11 protein-coding genes are annotated in these 15,276 nt (G+C 61.5%); 3 read left to right on the forward strand and 8 right to left on the reverse strand.

Annotated elements, in window-relative coordinates:
• Positions 1 to 53 precede the first annotated feature (53 nt).
• The 3 genes from QM649_RS08440 to QM649_RS08450 form a co-directional block, all read right to left on the reverse strand.
• Positions 54 to 359, reverse strand: coding sequence for a ubiquitin-like small modifier protein 1 (locus tag QM649_RS08440; RefSeq protein ID WP_415198587.1), 306 nt, complete (start codon positions 357 to 359; stop codon positions 54 to 56).
• A gap of 124 nt (positions 360 to 483) precedes the next feature.
• Positions 484 to 978 carry a Mov34/MPN/PAD-1 family protein gene (locus tag QM649_RS08445; RefSeq protein WP_415198588.1) on the reverse strand — a complete coding sequence of 165 codons (495 nt, stop codon included), beginning with the start codon at positions 976 to 978 and terminating at the stop codon, positions 484 to 486.
• A 3-nt stretch (positions 979 to 981) separates the two neighbouring features.
• A complete protein-coding gene (locus QM649_RS08450) occupies positions 982 to 1,926 on the reverse strand; it encodes a PLP-dependent cysteine synthase family protein (protein ID WP_415198589.1) in 945 nt (314 codons plus the stop codon).
• Between the two features lie 154 nt (positions 1,927 to 2,080).
• Between QM649_RS08450 and QM649_RS08455 the strand changes: the two genes are divergently transcribed.
• Positions 2,081 to 2,533, forward strand: coding sequence for a hypothetical protein (locus tag QM649_RS08455; protein WP_415198590.1), 453 nt, complete (start codon positions 2,081 to 2,083; stop codon positions 2,531 to 2,533).
• Positions 2,534 to 2,800: 267 nt separating this feature from the next.
• A complete protein-coding gene (locus QM649_RS08460; RefSeq protein WP_415198591.1) occupies positions 2,801 to 3,415 on the forward strand; it encodes a hypothetical protein in 615 nt (204 codons plus the stop codon).
• A 122-nt stretch (positions 3,416 to 3,537) separates the two neighbouring features.
• On the opposite strand, the gene QM649_RS08465 is transcribed toward QM649_RS08460, so the two are convergent.
• On the reverse strand, positions 3,538 to 5,211 hold the full coding sequence (locus QM649_RS08465) for an FAD-dependent monooxygenase (protein WP_415198592.1): 1,674 nt from the start codon (positions 5,209 to 5,211) through the stop codon (positions 3,538 to 3,540).
• Positions 5,212 to 5,428: 217 nt separating this feature from the next.
• On the opposite strand from QM649_RS08465, the gene QM649_RS08470 reads away from it, so the two are divergent.
• Positions 5,429 to 6,685, forward strand: coding sequence for an aminopeptidase (locus tag QM649_RS08470; protein ID WP_415198593.1), 1,257 nt, complete (start codon positions 5,429 to 5,431; stop codon positions 6,683 to 6,685).
• 99 nt (positions 6,686 to 6,784) lie between these two features.
• On the opposite strand, the gene QM649_RS08475 is transcribed toward QM649_RS08470, so the two are convergent.
• The 4 genes from QM649_RS08475 to QM649_RS08490 form a co-directional block, all read right to left on the reverse strand.
• Positions 6,785 to 10,540 carry a carboxypeptidase regulatory-like domain-containing protein gene (locus tag QM649_RS08475; protein ID WP_415198594.1) on the reverse strand — a complete coding sequence of 1,252 codons (3,756 nt, stop codon included), beginning with the start codon at positions 10,538 to 10,540 and terminating at the stop codon, positions 6,785 to 6,787.
• A gap of 409 nt (positions 10,541 to 10,949) precedes the next feature.
• The gene (locus QM649_RS08480; protein WP_415198595.1) at positions 10,950 to 11,501 is read right to left on the reverse strand and encodes a glutathione peroxidase; all 552 of its coding nucleotides are present in this window, start codon (positions 11,499 to 11,501) and stop codon (positions 10,950 to 10,952) included.
• Positions 11,502 to 11,703: 202 nt separating this feature from the next.
• Positions 11,704 to 14,355, reverse strand: coding sequence for an ATP-dependent chaperone ClpB (gene clpB / locus QM649_RS08485; protein ID WP_415198596.1), 2,652 nt, complete (start codon positions 14,353 to 14,355; stop codon positions 11,704 to 11,706).
• A 204-nt stretch (positions 14,356 to 14,559) separates the two neighbouring features.
• Entirely contained in the window at positions 14,560 to 15,006 is a 447-nt protein-coding gene (locus QM649_RS08490; protein ID WP_415198597.1) for an Hsp20/alpha crystallin family protein, read from the reverse strand.
• Positions 15,007 to 15,276 lie beyond the last annotated feature (270 nt).

Raw genomic sequence — 15,276 nt, forward strand, 5'->3', positions numbered from 1 at the left:
TTTCTCGATCTAAAAGCCGACCAACGGAAGGCGGCAAAAAAACTTAGTAAAGCCTAGAAGCGCAAAGCGCGGACGCCTGGACGGCCAGTCCCTCCCGCAATGGACGGGATGATCGAGAGCGAGTCCTGCTCGGTCACCTTCGTCGCTTCCTTCTCCGGCAGGTAGCGGATATCTTCGTCGTTCAGGTAGACATTCACGAACGACCGCAGCTTGCCTTCATCGGAGTAGAGGTGCTTCTTCAGGTCAGGATGCTGGGAGGTGAGCGCGTCGAGGGCCTCGCCCACGGTCGTCGCGGTTACGGTCACCGTGTCCTGCTTATCGGAATACACACGCAGCGGGGTGGGGATATGAATCTTCATGGATAGATCGTCCTTATCGAGTCGGTCAGGTCCGCCCTCACGAGAGCGGGAAGGCGGAGAAAAGCTTTGGCAGGCAACAAGCCTGATGTCGAGGTGCGTCAGGCTTCATGCCTGCGGCGCACGATCAACATCGTTCCGTAGCCGGCTCCTTCGCCGCCGTCTCGGCTGCGTGGTTGGAAGCCCCATCGTTCGATACGACGACCGCCTCGCACACAAATGCCTTGTCCTCTTCGCTCGATCCGGTCAGCAGAAATGAATTCGTCTGCTGCGCCGCGCCCTGCGCCACGGCTGTAATCACATACGAGCAGCCGAGCCAGTGTGCCTCTTCAAAATCCGTCTTCGACCACTGTGCCGGGTGATCCGGATGCGAGTGATAGAAGCCCACGATGTCCAGCCCACGCTCGCGTGCCTGGCGCTGGATCTTCACCAGTTCCTGCGGAGCAATGTGGTAGCGGTTGTGCGCCGAATCCGTGCGGGTGTTGCCTGCGCGGATCGCGTCTGCCACGTCGTTGACGTCGTCCTTGGAGCGGCCGAGCAGCACGCCGCAACACTCATGGGGATAGGTCTCCTCGCCATGATGTCGAATTGCGTCATAGACCTGCTCGTTCAGCTTCAGCATGATTTACTCGCTCCAGAACCTTTCACTCAGATATTTGTCCGCCGAGTCGCACAGGATGGTGACGATCACGGCGCTGTTGCCCTTCGCGGCTTCTTCCTCGGCAATGCGCAGGCTTGTCGCTACCGCGGCTGCCGCAGAGACGCCGACCAGCAGGCCTTCGGTCCGGCCCAGCTTCTTGGCCATCACGTAGGCAGCCTCGGTCTCCATCTCAATGTTGCGGTCGGCCAGGGTGGTGTCGTAGATCGGTGGCACGATCGCCGTAGCCATGTGCTTCAGGCCTTCGAGGCCGTTGAAGGGCGAATCCGGCTGCATGGAGATGCACTGGATGGCCGGGTTCAGCTCCTTGAGGCGGCGCGTGGTGCCGACGAAGGTGCCGCTGGTGCCCAGCCCGGCGATGAAGTGCGTGACCTGCCCTTCGGTCTGCTTCCAGATTTCGTTCCCGGTCGTCCGGTAGTGCGCCTGCCAGTTGGCGTTGTTGCCGTACTGGTCGGCATAGAAGTATTTTTCGCCCTCGTTCGCGGCCAGCTCGCGCGCCTTGCGGATCGCTCCGTCCGAGCCGTCGCCCGGTTCCGTCCAGACAATCTCCGCGCCATAGGCCTGCAGGATGCGCTTGCGCTCCGGGGAGACATTCGAGGGCATGCAGAGGGTAACGCCGAAGCCCATCGCCGAGCCAAGCATGGCATAGGCGATGCCGGTATTGCCGCTGGTGGCGTCCAGAAGCCGTTTGCCGGGCGTCAGCAGTCCGCGCGCCTGCGCATCGGCCACAATCGACGCGGCCGGACGATCCTTCACCGATCCGCCGGGATTCGCCCACTCCGCTTTGCCCAGAATCTGAATGCCGGGCAGGTGAGCGGTAAGCCGCTCAAGCCGGATCAGCGGCGTGTTGCCGATCCTCTCCAGCAGCGGGGTCCCCAGATGGGGCGCGATTGTGTTGCCTGCCACACTCATGTTTTTCCTAAGTCCGTCCCTGGTCGTGTGACCGATCTCATTGCAGCCAGTACCGCCGCTGTGCGAGAGTGTTGGTGAACTCGGACGCCGGTAATCAGTGTATCGTCGGCGCCCCGGCATCACAAAACTGGTACCCCTGCGAGACCGAGACGATATGCCGAAGAAAGTTGCTCCCCGCTCTTACGACGAGATCCTGAACCAGTTCCGTAGTTCACAATTTGATGTGCAACCCGTTGCCGGCGTCGCAAACCAATTCCGGATTTCAAAGTACGACGCGGCCGCCGTCATCGCCCCCGGCCCCAGCGGCAAGGGCGCTGCACTGGTCACCAAGCCTGGACTCGTTTTCAATGGTGAGATCGCCCACGTGCTCGACCGCGGTTTCCAGAAGTTCTTTCGTACCAGCCACTTCGAGCTACCCGCTACGGCGGAGCGGCTGCGCACCGAGCACAAATTCTCCGAAGAATTCAGCGAGATCGCCGGCGAAACCAGCCTGTATAACGAATCCCTCGGCTCGGTCAGCGACGAGTATATGTACGATCGCGTGAAAGGCCGCGACCTCGACGGCCCGAAGAAGGTCGGTGCGCCGTGGGATTCCGCCGCGCACTGAGCCAAAGGCAGGCTGTCAAAGTACGTTGTCATGCCGACCGAAGCGTAGCGAAGTGGAGGAACCTGCGGCTTCGGTTTCTCCCAGCTTGCGAAATCTTGCGACAGCCTCGGCATCCCCTTTTCACCACAGAGAACACGGGAAGATTCGCGCCGGGGCCTGCGCTCCTGTCCTGAAGGCAAGGATCTCGCAGGCTTTCCGGATTTAACCTTTCTTCGTCCCGGAACGGCACAACGGCGTCTAATAGGGTGATCCGAGAGGTACACCTGCATGACCCGCCTCGCTGCCGTCTGTCTCGCCCTGATTTTTCCGCTTACGCTCGCCGCCGGAGTGACCCTTGACCCGATCCCCCTCGAGCGCGCCGTAGACACCTATGCGATCTACTCGCTGCTGCTGCCGGGCGAGCCATTCCGCAGCCTGCCTCCGGATCAGGTGAAGCAGTGGGCCATTGCCGATACGACGGTCGCGATCGACGATATGAACCCGGCCATCCCGCCCGATGGCGAGCTCAAGGCTCCGCCGGACAATCCCACCGGCTTCAACGAGGCTTTGCTCGACTTCCGGACGCGTCGCCATCAGCGCTTCCAGCTCGCCCGCCAGTTCCAGTTCGGCCATGACTACGTGCTCTTCAATCCCACCCAGGTTTCCGATTACCGCACGCTGCGCACGCATCCGGCCACAGGCTCCGATTTTCAGGACAAGTACGACGGCGTCCCGGGCATCACCTTCGTCAGCCAGGTCTTTTTCGACTCGAACCAGACCGCGGGGCTGGTGTACATCAGCAACTGGTGCACAAACCTGTGCGCCGCAGGTCAGTGGGTCTATGTCGAAAAGCAGAACGGCAACTGGGTGCGGCGCTCCGGAATCACTGCGAGGATGTCGTAAGCCGCACCGGTGAAAGGTATCTCTTCATATATTCCTGAAAAGAACCTGTCCTCTCGACCGTGGCGAGACGGGTTTTACCGTCTCGCGCGGCGGAGAGACCTGCGGTTCGTTTTTTACCCTTCTCAGGCCACATGCCGTTCCGCTGGGGATGCGGCGCTGTTACGCTGCATCCCCGGCAGCCAGGTTTCGAGATACTTCACCAATGCCGGGAACGAGTCTTCTCCCGCAGTGAATGCGGCGTAACCGTCCGGACGCACCAGCACCATTGCGGCATGTTTGCCGAAGACATCGGCAAAGGCTTCTGCCGCTCCCGGCTCCGGAACGACGTCGAAAGCCGCCAGCCTCGGTCTCCATGCAGCCAGCCGCTCCCGCACATTGCGATGGGCCGCTGCGGCGTCCTTCGGCTGAAGGAAGAGCAGTGTGAAGCGATCCGGATTGTCGTCCGTACTGAGCGCTTCAAAGAGCCTGGCCGCACGCGCCGGGCTTGTGCCGTCGGAGAGCTTTACAGGGAGATTCGGCACGCGATCGCCGGCCTTGAGATGTCCCGCTGCGGAGTCGGTCTTCGAGAGCGAGCTTTCGCGGTAGCCGAGTGAGAGCTGGCTCATGCGCTGTGTGCTGGTTTCCTGTGCAAAGGCCGTACCTACAATCCACGGAGCAACATGACGGAAGACCGAACGCACCGCGGCATTCTCGCTGCCGATTGCGTCCGTGAGCCCTTCGGTTCTTGAGAGCACATCGCGAATTACTGGCAGGCGGTCTTCTTCGTAGGTATCGAGCAGCCTGGCGTCGGCCTCGCCACGCATCACCATAGCCAGCTTCCAGCCAAGATTCACCATGTCCTGCAGGCCGGTGTTCATGCCCTGCGCGCCGGCTGGGCTGTGGATGTGCGCCGCATCGCCGCCGAGGAAGATCCTGCCTACGCGAAGCCGGTTCACCATGCGGCTGTTGATGCGGAACCAGCTGCTCCAACTCATGTCGCGGAGGCGCGCCGGGATATGCGATCGCTGATCGTAGATACGCTGCAGTTCATCGAGTGAAGGTGGCCGCTGCGCATTGGGCTCGCTCAGCGGATGGCTGGCAATCATGCGGAAGCGCGCGTTGCCCATCGGGAACAGCCCGAGGAAGCCATGCTGCGAGGAGAAGATGTGGAAGTCGGTGGAAGGCAGCTCGCCATCGAGGTAGAAGTCGCCGAGCGCATAATCCTCATCGCGGGTTTTTCCTGCGAAGGTGAGACCCAGCGTCTCGCGGCACACGCTGTGCGCGCCTTCGCTGTCGATGAGATAGGCGCAGTCGAACTCTTCGATCTCATCCTGGGCCTTCCGCAGAAACGCCCGCACACCCTCGTCGCGGGCAAGCTGCGCGATGCCCGCCAGCTCTACCTCCCGCTCGATCTGCACGCCGCGTGCTTCCAGCGCTCCGCGCAAAATCGCCTCCGTCTCGGCCTGCGAGATGAAGAGCAGGTAGCCATAGTCGCTGCCGTTATTCGCGAATTCGAGGCGGAAGATGCGCTCTCCTGCGCCGTAAATGCTGCCGGCGATGCCGCGATTGCCTTTTTCCAGCATCGGAGCGACCAATCCACGTTGCGCAAAGAGTTCGAGCGTCCGCGCCTGTACGCCTATCGCCCGCGAGGTGGTCGCGGGCTCTGCCGACCGTTCGATGAGCCGCACCGGGATGCCGAAGCGTGTCAGCTCGAGTGCGGCCATCATGCCTGTAGGCCCCGCGCCCACAATGAGGACTGTAGCTGGATTTGCGGGATTTCGATTTCCGGCCATTGCGTTCACTGTCTCTACGCTCATGCATGTACCTCTCGAGATGAAGATCAGGCTCGCGAACCGTTCAGCCCCTGCTGCGTTCGTCCATAAGAAGACGGATGCCACCGGCGCTTGCGCGGAGGCCCGGCCACCCAATTCTCCCGGCGAAATTCATCGATTCTCCTCCTCCTCTTCGCCCCGGCATGAGCTGTGCGATCGAGCCCGCTGCACCGATTGCGCCTGCAGGACTACACTTGTCTCCATGAGCACAGCCACTCTCGAAACCGTCGCCCTTACCCACGAACAGAAGCTGGACCGCCTGGCCGAAGTGGCCGTAAAGGTCGGCCTTGGCCTACAGCCCGGCCAGGAACTGGTGATGACCGCCACGCTCGATACCCTGCCGCTGGTGCGCCGCATCCAGGAACACGCCTACAAGGCCGGCGCCAAGTTCGTCAGCACGCTGCTCACCGACGAAGAGTCCACGCTGTTGCGCTATCAGTACGGTTCCGAGGAGAGCTTCGACTACGCGCCCTCGTGGCTCTACGACGGCATGGCTGCGGCGTTCAAGAGTGGTGCCGCGCGTCTCGCCGTTGCCGGCGGCAATCCCGCACTCCTCGCCGGGCAGGACCCGGAAAAGGTGAGCCGCGCCAATCGCGCTGTTTCGAAAGCGTATCGTCCCGCTCTTGAGTTCATCACCCGCCACGACATCAACTGGACCATCGTTGCCGCGGCTACTCCGGCATGGGCCACGAGTGTCTTCCCTGACCTGCCGGTGCAGGAAGGGCTCTTCCGCCTGTGGGATGCGATCTTCGCCGCTTCGCGCTGCGATCAGGCTGATCCCGTGGCTGCATGGAAGGCCCACGATGCGCGCCTGCATGAGCGTTCCGACTTCCTGAACAACAAGCGCTATGCGGCGCTGCACTTCCAAGGCCCGGGCACCGATCTTCGCGTCGGCCTCGCCGATGATCACATCTGGCATGGCGGAGGTACGACCGCGGGCAACGGCGTCTACGCCGTCGCCAACATGCCGACGGAAGAGGTCTTCACCACGCCGCACAAGGATCGCGTGGAAGGCACGGTGACCAGCACGAAGCCGCTTTCGCACCAGGGCACGATGATTGAGAACATCCAGGTGCGCTTCGAGGGCGGACGCATTGTCGAGGCGAAGGCTTCGAAGGGCGAGGAAGTGCTGCACAAGCTCATCGATACCGACGAAGGCGCACGCCGCCTCGGCGAAGTGGCGCTGGTGCCGCACAAGTCTCCCATCGCGCAGAGCGGCCTGCTCTTCAACAACACGCTCTTCGATGAGAACGCCGCCTGCCACATCGCTCTCGGCCAGGCCTACTCCACCTGCGTGAAGAATGGCGAGAAGCTTTCAAAGGAAGAGCTTGCAGCCCTCGGCGCGAATGACAGCCTGATCCACGTCGACTGGATGATCGGCTCGGCAGAGATCGCGGTCGATGGCATTACCGCGGAAGGCAAGTCCGAGCCGCTGATCCGCGACGGCGAGTGGGTATAACGCAAAAACGTCACCGTTACGGTGACGAATAAAGGAATGGAAAAGGCGAAAGGCGGAGAAGATCTCTTCTCCGCCTTTCGCCTTTGTGGTGCTGCAGAGTTAGAAAGTGTACTTCAGAGCCAGTTCCATCACGCGGTTCTGGCCGGAAGCCTTGTATTCTGCGTTGCCGTTGGTGGTGGTGTTTTCGTTTGCGCCGCCCAGGTCGCAGCCGCCGGCGCTGGTAGAGCTCTGGTTGCAGGTCATGTGCAGGTCCACATCGCTGCCCTCGCCAAGTTCCGGCAGGGGATGGTTGAGGAAGTTGAAGGCCTGCACGCGGAACTGAATCTGCTGGCCTTCGTGAACGGTGAAGCTCTTGTACAGTCCGAGATCGGAGACGAAGAATGAGGGGCCCTTGATATACGGAATGACCGAGGGGCCGTTCACGCCCATCGTGCTCGGGGTCTGGAAGCAGTTCACGTTGAAGTAGCGGCCGCCGCCTGCGCGGGGATCGCAGCTGAGGTACGGGGTGAGCACCTCGGCCGTGGTGCCCAGCAGGAAGGCGTTGCTGGCTGCCGCGCCGCCGGCGTTCGTTTCATAGGTGGAGTTGATGTTGCCGCCGGTGTTCGGCTGAATCGGCGTGCCGCTCTGGAACTGCGTGTCGCCGGAGAGCTGCCAGCCGCCGATCGCGGTGCGCGCCCAGCGGCTCTGCCCGCGCCACTGCGGCAGGTTCAGGACATAGGCCGCGTTGAACAGGTGCGTGCGGTCATAGGCCAGCGGTCCGTAGTTGGAACGCACGTTAAAGGGGTTCACCGTGGTGCCGTCGCCGTTGCCGTTGTCGGACTGTCCATCGCGGATACCCATCACCTTGCTGAAGGTGTAGTTCACGATGAACGTCGCCGGTCCGGTCTGCTTCTGCAGAGCCGCGACCATGCCGTTGTAGTTGGAGTAGCTGCCGTGCTGCACTTCGTTCAGCACGCCGTAGTTGTAGTACGGGCGGTAGCCGTTGTAGTAGCTCGAAGTCGGTGCGGCGCAGGCTCCGGCATTGCAGTTCTGCTGCCAGTAGTTCACGCCGGTCAGCGGATCGGTGCCGTAGAACGCGCCTACCGGGATGCGGTTGATGTTCGAGATGAAGTTTTCCGTCGAGCCGTTACCGGTGAACAGGGCATCGGCGGTGTGGTTGCCGATGTACTGGAGTTCAAACATCAGCCGGCCCGGAAGTTCCTGGTCGACCATCGCATCCCAGTTCATGGTGTAGGGCGTTTTGTTTTCGCCCATCTTGATGGCGTCGACGCCCGTGGAGCAGCTCGAAGCAAGCGCGCACCAGGAGCTGCCGGTGCCCGTGTTGCTGAACGAGGTCAGAGTGGCGAAGCCAATCTGGCCGGCCGACGGCGCCGCGTTGATGCTCTGCACATTGAGCGAGGGGTTCATCGCCGCGTCGATGTCGCCTTCGGAGAACTGCCAGCGATAGATACCGAAACCGCCGCGTACCACCGTCTTGCCATCGCCCTTCGTGTCGTAGGCAAAGCCGGCGCGCGCATCCGGATACACGGTCTTCGAAACGAAGCCCGACTGCGGGATCTTGCTGTCGATCTGGTGCCACTCCATGCCCGTCCAGGTGGGCGCGCCGGAGGTGTTGTCGTAGGTTGCCGGATCCCAGACCGCGAGGCCGGGGCTGTGCACCGGGTACCACTGACCGTCGTGGTCGAAGCGGATACCGTAGTCCAGGGTGAGCTTGCGGCCGAGGTGCCACTGGTCCTGCGCATAGAGAGCCCACTCGTGGTAGACCATCGTGTGCACCGGCGCCGAAGCATACTGCGTGAAGCCGTCATAGGCGCCGATCAGTACGTCGGCCAGGGGGTTGCCGGTGGTGTTCTCGCCGTAGTCGTCGAAGTCGAAGATGCCCTGCGGATATGCGCCCGAACCGCTGGTCTGCGTCTGCTTGTTGGCGTCCCAGAAGAAGCCGAACTTCAGAGCGTGCGTGCCCAGCAGCTTGGTCAGGTTGTCCTGGATGGATTCGACATACTTCTTGTTGCCGAAGGCATCGCCGAAAGCCTTGATCATCGGCGGTGCGTAGACGATCGGGAAGCTGCCGGTGTAGGAGCCGATGACCGAGCCCCAGCTGACGATGTTCGGAAGCTGGTCGAAGGCCTGCGTGCCCAGTGTGTTGTAGGGCGCGTAGGTGGTGTAGCCCGCGGTGGAGGCGGTCATCGCCGTCGGGTCGTTGAACTTCGGCGGGAAGGTGAAGTAGGTGTACGCCGCGTTGATCTGGTTCGTCATCGACGAGCTCAGGATCTTCGTGTAGGTGAAGGTGTAGAGGTTCGCCAGCGTCTCGGCCGTGATGCTCGAGGGCATCGGCACCGTGCCGCCCGGCTCCCACCACACGCCGAAGTTGTTGACGTCGCCTTCGTTCTGCTTCGTGTACACGAATGCGAACTTGTCGTTGGACGTCGGGTTATAGTCGCCGCGCAGGCGCAGCTCCCAACGGTTGACCGGAGGATGATCGAGGTATTCGAAGTTGTAGCCGTCGTGCGTCGCAGGATCGATGTTCGGCGGGTTGACCTTGTTCAGGTACGTCAGCAGCGCGCGTCCGTCCGAATCCCAGTAGGTGGAAGGGATCTGGCCGTTGGGGAAGAGTCCCTGCTTCGAGCCGCCCGAGGGGCAGAAGCCGGTCCAGCTCGGAGCGTCGGCGCAAGGCACCGAGGCCGTCGGCCACCAGGTGGTCGAAGAGGTCTGGTCGCCGGGAAGGGTTGCGGCGCTGAAGTCGCCATTAATCATGTTAGTCGTTGGCGTCACGCCCTGGTGCACCGTTGCGGCCGGGTCCTGAAGCATGTATTCGTAGCCCACGAAGAAGAAGAGCTTGTCGTGGTTCTTGTTGAAGCTGGTGCCGGGGATGATGACCGGACCGCCGAGCGTGAAGCCCGGATAGGTCTGGTGCGAGATGACGCGGTCCTGGCCCGGATCGACCTGCTTCACATACGGATCGTTGGCGTTCAGCTGCCAGTTGCGCAGGTAGTTGTAGACATCGCCATGGAAGCCGGCGCCGCCGCCCTTGCTGGTGACCTGGATGATCGTCGGACCACGCGGTGTATCCGCGCCGAAGGCTGCGTTCATGTAGGTGAACTCGGCCGTCTGGTCGCCGTTCACGTTGGCCAGCTGCGTGCCCATGTTGCCGATGTCGACGAGGTTCGCGCCATCGAGCGTCATCTGCATGCCGCCGTAAGGCTGCGTGCCGCTGGCGGCAAAGGCGCCGATGGGGCCGCTGTTGGTCGAGGTGGTCTGGCTGTTGAACTCACTCTGCCCGAGGCCGGTGTTCATAGCCATGCCCGGCATGAACTTCACCAGTTCGGCCGCGTCGCGGCCCTGGATCGGCATCGAGTTGATCATCTCGGTGTTGAGTGTCGTCGTGCTTGCGCCGGTATCGAGCGGAATTACGCCGGCCTGCGAGGCGACAACCGTAACGTCGGATTTGGCTGTCGCGACCGGCAGCGCAATCTGCGGAATGGTGTGGCTCTCACCGAAGTGCATGATGATGTCGGTCGCCTCGAAGTTCTCGAAGCCCGAAGCGGTGATCGTTACTGTGTAGGTGCCCGGCGGGATATCTGCGAAGTTAAAGAAGCCGGCACCGTTGCTGGTAATGTGCGTCTGGGTCTTGCTCTGCGTGTCGGTCAGTGTGACGCTGGCGTGCGGAATCACCGCACCCGAAGCATCCGCAACCGTGCCGCTGATGTTGCCGTTCGCCGCCTGCCCATGGAGTAAAGGTGTGCAAAGCGCGAGCAGCAGCGCAAGTGCTGCACAGCAGGCCCCGCGCCGAAGGATGGTGGAGAAGAAGCGCAGACATTCTTGCGGATGCTTGCGCTGGTTCACGATTTGAGTCATGTGGGAATGCCTCCAGAAAGGGTCAATCCGGCTTGTTGTGTTTTTCTGGCGCACGTTGGTACAACGCTCGCATGCCTGCCCTGCGGGAAAATCGCGGGAGCATTCTGCAAAAACGTTTTAGCTTCGTGCGTCAAAAATGGACATTTTTTTGCCGATCGAGATAAAACCATTTAGGCAAAGTCAATGTCAAGTGTCTTCGGACACAACATGAGGAAATCGGGGTGAGTCGGGCATTCCGACTCAGTCTTTTGGATGAGGTGTGGAGGGTTCATTCTCGGCTCGCGCTGGGAGCGTAAGCGCTGAAGAGTAAAACGGCCGGCTGCGGAGGATTTTCCGCGTCACCGGCCGTTGTCTCTGCTCTGGCTTGAAAGCGAGCGTTCTCTCGGGAGAGGCAGATCGCCTTTGCTGGTTACTGTGCGAGCGCTTTCTCGATCGCTCTCGTCACCAGCGCGTCATCCGCGGTGACCTCGGGAGAGAAGCGCGCCACGACTTCGCCTTTGCGGTTCAGCAGAAATTTTTCGAAGTTCCACAGGACCCCGGGTTCGGGGTTGGTCTTCAGTCCGTAGCCTTCGAGCTTGGTGCGGAATTCGCCCGGGGTTGGTGTCTGCGCCTTCGGCTCCGCTGCGATCAGGGCGCGGTAGAGCGGATGCGTCTCCGAACCGGTGACCGCGATCTTTTCGAAGAGAGGAAAGTCGACGTTATAGTTCAGCGAGCAGAAGTCCTTGATTTCCGCGTTGGTGCCCGGCTCCTGTCCGGCAAAGTCGTTCGCGGGAAAGCCCAGCACCACGAAGCCCTGTTCGCGATACTTCCGGTAGATCTTCTCGAGGCCCTCATATTGCGGCGTCAGGCCGCACTTGGAAGCCACATTCACGACCAGCGCCACCTGGCCTTTATAGCTGCCAAGCGTCGTCTCATCGCCGTCGATCCGGTTTACCGGGATGTCATATACCGTAGCGCTCATGGTTCAGGAACTCCTTCGGGGATGATTCACCAACCCCACAGGATAGACGTCTGCGCGCAGGCCGTCGATGCCTTGCTGCTGTCCCATGTCGATACATGCGGGGAAAAAGAAAAGGGCAGGGAATGGATCCCTGCCCTCGAGGTTTGTGTTGCCGACATCGGCGCGTCAAAGCGCGGAACACCATCGCCTGGACGGCCAGTCCTCAGGCCTGCCCGATCGTTACGTGCCCGTGCAGCGGTATGCCCGCCCGGCTGGTCACGCCGAAGTGCAGCTTGTCCTTCTGCGTGTCCACGTCGACCGTCACATGGTCGCCATGCAGGATCTCGCCATCGAGGATCTTGATTGCGAGCGGGTCCTGCACCAGCCGCTGGAGTGCCCGCTTGAGCGGACGTGCTCCGTAGGCCCGGTCGTAGCCGCTGGTGAACAGCAGGTGCCGTGCCTCGGGCGTCAGCGTGATCGTAATGTTCCGATCCTTTAGTAAACGCTCGAGGTCCTTGAGCCGCAGGTCGACGATGTGCGTCAGTTGCTCCTCGCCCAGCGGACGGAAGACCACGATATCGTCCACGCGATTCAGGAACTCCGGCCGGAAGCTTTGCTTGAGCACATGCATCACCTGCTCGCGCGCCGCTTCGTATGCTGCCTCGGTCGTCACCGCCTCCCCCTGCAACGCCTGCGCGCCCAGGTTTGAGGTCATGATGAGCACCGTGTTCTTGAAGTCCACCGTGCGTCCCTTCGAATCCGTCAGCCGGCCGTCGTCGAGCACCTGCAGCAGCACGTTGAAGACATCCGGATGCGCCTTTTCGATTTCATCGAAGAGCACAACGGAATAGGGACGCCGCCGCACGGCCTCGGTCAGTTGACCGCCTTCATCGAAGCCGACATAGCCCGGAGGCGCGCCAATCAAGCGTGCCACCGCATGCCGCTCCATGTATTCGGACATATCGATGCGCACCATCGCAGCTTCGTCGTCGAAGAGGAACTCGGCCAGTGCACGCGCCGTCTCCGTCTTGCCCACGCCCGTCGGGCCCAGGAAAATGAAGGAGCCAATCGGCTTCTTCGGATCGCTCAGGCCAGCACGCGAGCGGCGGATCGCATTGGCGACAGCCTTCAGCGCATCGTCCTGGCCAACCACCCGCTCGCGCAGGCGATTCTCCATGTCGATGAGCTTTTTCACTTCGCCCTCGAGCATCTTCGAGACCGGAATGCCGGTCCACTTGCTCACGATGCTCGCCACGTCCTCCTCGTCCACTTCTTCCTTCAGCATGCGCGGACCGGTGACGCCTTCCTGCTGCGCAGTCAAGCGTTTGAGCTCGGATTCCAGCTTCGGCAGTTCGCCGTACTGGATCTGCGCCGCGCGCTCCAGGTCGCCGCGCCGCGTCTGCTCTTCCATGTCGAAGCGCAGTGCATCCACCTGCTTCTTCACGTCGCTTAGCCGCGTGATCGCTTCACGCTCCTTCTGCCACGCTGCACGCAGACCGGTAGCCTTTTCCTGTAACTCGGCCAGTTCTCTCTCGACTTCCTTGAGGCGTTTCTTCGAGTTCTCGTCCTCTTCGCGCTTCAGCGCCGTGCGCTCGATCTCGAGCGACGTTGCCTGGCGTTCGATCTGGTCGATCTCCTCCGGCACCGAGCCGATCTGGATGGCCAGCGCCGCCGCTGCCTCGTCCACAAGGTCGATGGCCTTGTCCGGCAGGAATCTGTCGGAGATGTAGCGGTGCGAGAGCGTCGCCGCCGCCACGATCGCCGCATCCTTGATGCGGACCTTATGATGCGCCTCGTAGCGCTCCTTCAGTCCGCGCAGAATCGCAATCGTATCCTCGACATTCGGCTCGCCGACGAAAACGATCTGGAAGCGACGCTCCAGCGCCGCATCCTTTTCGATGTACTTGCGGTACTCGTTCAGCGTGGTTGCGCCGATGGCCCGCAGTTCGCCGCGCGCCAGCGCCGGCTTCAGCATGTTCGAGGCATCGATCGCGCCCTCGGCCGCGCCCGCGCCCACCAGCGTATGCAGCTCATCGATGAAGAGGATGATCTGCCCGTTTGAATCCTCGATCTCCTTGAGGATCGCCTTGAGGCGGTCTTCGAACTCACCGCGATACTTCGCGCCTGCGAGCATGGAGCCGAGGTCGAGCGAGATGACCTTCTTGTCACGCAGAATTTCCGGCACGTCACCCTGCACGATGCGCCGCGCGAGGCCTTCGACGATGGCGGTTTTGCCCACGCCGGGCTCGCCGATCAGTACAGGGTTGTTCTTCGTGCGCCGCGAAAGCACCTGCACTACGCGGCGAATCTCCTCGTCGCGCCCAATCACCGGATCGAGCTTGCCGCGCCGTGCCAGTTCCGTGAGGTCTTTGGCGTACTTCTTTAGCGCCTCGTACTTCGCCTCCGGATTCTGGTCGGTTACGCGCTGCGTGCCGCGCACCGTGGTCAGGCTCTTCAGGATCGCGTCATGCGTCGCCCCGAAGCTCGCCAGCAGCAGCTGTGCGCCGTCGTTCTTGGCATCGGCCAGCGACAGCAGCAGATGCTCGGTCGATACATAGTCGTCCTTGAAGTGCTCCGCTTCCTTGAATGCGCGATCGAATGTCTTGCTCAGCGCGCCGGACATGCCGGGCTGCGCCGATGCGCCGGAAACCTTCGGCAGCTGCGCCACCGCCTCCTGCGCCCGCGCGATCAGCTGCGAGGTGGGTACGCCCACCTTCTCGAGGAGAGGCACGATGATGCCTTCCTTGTCCTCGAGGAGTGAAGCCAACAGGTGCAGAGGCAGGATCTCGGGATTCCCGTTCTCCGTCGCCATCTGGCTCGCCGCCTGCACTGCTTCCTGCGACTTCACCGTAAATTTGTCCCAACGAATTGCCATATCTCTCTACCTGCCTGCCTTCTGAATTCGTTCCTGCCTGGCCTGCTACTTCATCTTTTGATTTCGATACAACTCGGAGGGTGCCAGTTTCTCGGATTCTTCGTCCGGTTCCGGCACCCTCCCGCAATGTTCCGTCCTGAGCCGCTCAGCCTGACTCGCTCCCGTAAGATTGGCGCGAAGCGCGGTTGCCTGGACGGCCATTCCTTAGTTCACCTTGATCTGCTTGGCCTTCGCCTCGGGGCGCTTGCCCAGCTCGATCGTCAGTACGCCCGCCTCATACCCGGCCTTTACGCTCTCCTGGTCGACCGTCGCCGGGACCGAGAAGCTGCGGGCAAAGCTGCCATAGCGGCGCTCGATGCGGCGGTAGTCCTGCTCCTTGATATCGGCAGAGAACTTGCGCTCGCCGCGCACCGTCAGGGTGTCATTTTCGAGCTGGATGTCGAAGTCTTCCTGCTTGAGCCCCGGCGCTTCGAGCTGAAGAACGATCTTCTGCTCATTCTCGAAGATGTCGACAGCTGGGACGAATGAGGCCGGCTTCTCCGCCGATGCGCCGTTCTGTTTCTGCGCGCCATTGCGCTCGGAGAAGAGCGAATTCAGGCGGTTCTGCAGAGCGATGACGTCGCGAAAAGAATCCCGATGAGTAATGACCATGTTGCACCTCCCAGTGCGTGTTCCTGAATGTCCGGGCGGGGAGTAAATCCCTGCCTGCACTTCATCTGATGGGAGCTATAGCATGAAAGATGCATAAAACATGAGTGATTTATTATCATATTCCGGATTGATTCTTGAATGACAGACAAGTGTCCCGTTTTGAATGCTTTACGGTGAAAATCGCTGCAACCGCCAAATCGCGCTATCCTGGCTCGTCTAAGCTAGCTAAGATAAGTTGGTCAGGATAAGACAGCAGCCAGAAAGGTGCAC

Origin of the sequence: Silvibacterium sp., from assembly GCF_047605705.1 — a bacterium.
In the GTDB taxonomy this organism is placed as follows: Bacteria; Acidobacteriota; Terriglobia; order Terriglobales; family Acidobacteriaceae; genus Silvibacterium.

Coding starts and splice junctions, on each gene's coding strand:
- QM649_RS08440 (WP_415198587.1), bottom strand. CDS start 359: ATGAAGATTCATATCCCCACCCCGCTGCGTGTGTATTCCGATAAGCAG.
- clpB (WP_415198596.1), bottom strand. CDS start 14,355: ATGGCAATTCGTTGGGACAAATTTACGGTGAAGTCGCAGGAAGCAGTG.
- QM649_RS08465 (WP_415198592.1), bottom strand. CDS start 5,211: ATGAGCGTAGAGACAGTGAACGCAATGGCCGGAAATCGAAATCCCGCA.
- QM649_RS08480 (WP_415198595.1), bottom strand. CDS start 11,501: ATGAGCGCTACGGTATATGACATCCCGGTAAACCGGATCGACGGCGAT.
- QM649_RS08475 (WP_415198594.1), bottom strand. CDS start 10,540: ATGACTCAAATCGTGAACCAGCGCAAGCATCCGCAAGAATGTCTGCGC.
- QM649_RS08455 (WP_415198590.1), top strand. CDS start 2,081: ATGCCGAAGAAAGTTGCTCCCCGCTCTTACGACGAGATCCTGAACCAG.
- QM649_RS08490 (WP_415198597.1), bottom strand. CDS start 15,006: ATGGTCATTACTCATCGGGATTCTTTTCGCGACGTCATCGCTCTGCAG.
- QM649_RS08450 (WP_415198589.1), bottom strand. CDS start 1,926: ATGAGTGTGGCAGGCAACACAATCGCGCCCCATCTGGGGACCCCGCTG.
- QM649_RS08470 (WP_415198593.1), top strand. CDS start 5,429: ATGAGCACAGCCACTCTCGAAACCGTCGCCCTTACCCACGAACAGAAG.
- QM649_RS08445 (WP_415198588.1), bottom strand. CDS start 978: ATGCTGAAGCTGAACGAGCAGGTCTATGACGCAATTCGACATCATGGC.
- QM649_RS08460 (WP_415198591.1), top strand. CDS start 2,801: ATGACCCGCCTCGCTGCCGTCTGTCTCGCCCTGATTTTTCCGCTTACG.